This window comes from Chitinophaga sp., assembly GCF_035564935.1.
Taxonomy (GTDB): domain Bacteria; phylum Bacteroidota; class Bacteroidia; order Chitinophagales; family Chitinophagaceae; genus Chitinophaga.
In genome coordinates this window covers 1-2,210 of the sequence record NZ_DATMTE010001050.1, presented here as the reverse complement: position 1 = coordinate 2,210, position 2,210 = coordinate 1, and the positions used below count along the sequence as shown (strand labels likewise).

The 2,210-nt window shown below is 49.1% G+C and carries 3 protein-coding genes; all 3 read right to left on the bottom strand.

The features are described 5' to 3' along the window. The coding region (locus VN105_RS27310; RefSeq protein ID WP_325646233.1) for a FecR family protein at positions 1 to 1,034 on the bottom strand (1,034 nt) is incomplete at its 3' end. 47 nt (positions 1,035 to 1,081) lie between these two features. Continuing rightward, positions 1,082 to 1,627, bottom strand: coding sequence for an RNA polymerase sigma factor (locus VN105_RS27305; protein WP_325646232.1), 546 nt, complete (start codon positions 1,625 to 1,627; stop codon positions 1,082 to 1,084). A 126-nt stretch (positions 1,628 to 1,753) separates the two neighbouring features. Continuing rightward, positions 1,754 to 2,200 (bottom strand): YqgE/AlgH family protein, encoded by a 447-nt coding sequence (locus VN105_RS27300; RefSeq protein WP_325646230.1) that lies wholly within the window; start codon positions 2,198 to 2,200, stop codon positions 1,754 to 1,756. Between the last annotated feature and the right edge of the window lie 10 nt (positions 2,201 to 2,210).

Below are 2,210 nucleotides of genomic sequence, written 5' to 3'. Positions count from 1 at the left end.
ACTACTTCTATATCGTACCAACGTTCCATCTGGCGCATGATCTCGGCCAATGTGGCGCCATCAAAATAAAACAGGCCATTTTTCCAGGCGATCGCTTTTTCTGTATTTGCATTTTTAACAACTTTAATCCCCGTTTCACTGGCATTGCTTAATTGCGCCTGCTGGCCGGGATGAAGCACCACTTCCGGTAAATGCCGGCTGGCAGCAGCAACCCGCACAGCCCCTTCCAGCAGCGTGGTGGCAATAGCTTGTTCATTTTCATAGGCATTCACATTAAAATGGGTGCCCAGCACTTCTATTTCCGCTTTATTGTTTACCCTCACCCTGAAGGGCATTGCCGGGTTTTTCACTACTTCGAAGTAGGCTTCGCCGGTAACGTCCACTATTCTTTCCCTGCCGGAAAATACCGTCGGGTACCGCACCGAGCTGGCTGCATTCAGCCATACCTGTGTGCCATCGGGTAATGTAAGCCGGAATTGCCGGCCCCTGGGAGTAGACATCGTATTAAATACAACTTCTTCGCCGGTATTACCGGTAGGATCATACGCCACCTTGCCGTTTGCCAGCACTATCTGCGCACCATTCTGTTTGGCGATGACGCCATTGCCGAGACTATCCAGCTTTATTTTAGCGCCATCCCCCAGGGTAAGGGTAGCGCCCTCCCTGCCAGGACCTATATCCGTGGTGGTAGCTGCAATAACCGCCGGTGGCGTATTTTTTTTACTGGCCGTCCAATAGTAGGTACCGGCAGCAAGCAGCAGCAACACCGAAGCGGCGGCCCAACTCCAGCGTGGCAGGAAATGAACGCGGCGAACCGGCTTATCGCTGTTTAATGCCTGGTGCAATAGCGGCAGTAAGGCCTGGTCCTGCGTCATATTCATATCCAGTTCCTCCGCCAGTTGCTCAAAGGCAGCCTGTAACGCCTCCTGTTGATCCGGGGCCTGTAACAGGCGCTGGAACTCTTCCTGTTCTGTTTCGCTCAGGTTCTTTTCCAGGTACCGCCCGGTAAGATAATATATGCGTGTATTGTCCATACTCTGATAATAAGATGCACGGGAAAATGACTTGTCACTATCGATCGCTAAAAAAATAAAAAAATAATAATAACGGGTAACCGGATGGCGGGTGGCAGGAAGCTCCGGATAGTTTGAAGGGCGGCGCTCAGCGCATTGCGTACATACCCGTCTGAAAGGCCAAGCCGGGCGGCTATTGCTTTTGTAGGCATTCCTTTTTCCCTGCTCAGTTCATAAATGGTGCGGCGTTGGGGAGGCATTGCCTGGAGCGCGCGCTTCACCGCATGTTGTATTTCTTTGACGGAAATGGCGTTTAGCGCCTGGTTAAAACTGGCATCTTCCTGTTTAAGATCTTCCAGCTTTGAGTGGTACAAAGAAGTTTTACGGAGATATTGCAAACATTCATGGATAGTGATCTTCCTGAGCCAGGGGCCCGGGAGCTGTATGTATGTTAGCCGGTCCCGGTTCAGCCATATCTTAATAAAAACCTCTTGTAACACCTCCTGTTTTGCAGGCTCGCTTTGAAGCATACGCAAAGCGATAGTGGCCAGTGGCGTGGAATAAAGATTAAACAGGGTAGTGAAAGCTGCTTCATCTCCCTCAGCAATGCGCAAAAGCAGTTCCTTTTCCTGGTATGTTTGGTTGGATGACAATTATCTTTAAAGGCCGGATTATTTTGCAAACTATGGCAAAAAATAATAAGTAGGTAGTGATCCGTGCAATTATTTTTGCTGCCGGCTTTAATATCCAAATAACGCGGCTTCCTCTATCACCTGCCAGGAGCCTTCCCTGATCTCTGCTTCAAGTTCCCCTGCATCCCAGCCGCAATACCCGATAAATATCCTGATATCGTTAGCGGTTAGGGTATGGTTGTTGATCCCTTTTATAGCCGTGGAAAAATCACCGCCAAAACAAATGTTGCCGCTTACCGGTGCGCCTCCCGGTATAAGATCAGGACGCTGATGTATAAAATAAAGATGCTCCTGGTCTACCGGCCCACCCTCGTACAACGGGAAGGGAATACCGTTTTTGAATTGCTCCAGTTCATTTATGGTACGCGGGAATACTTTATTGATCACAAACCCCAGGGCGCCTTTTTCATTCTTTTCGGCAATGAAAATTAAGGTGTGTTCGAAATAGGTGTTATCCAGGAGGGGGGTGCTTTGTAAGAAGATACCTGCGTTCATAGCCTAAAAG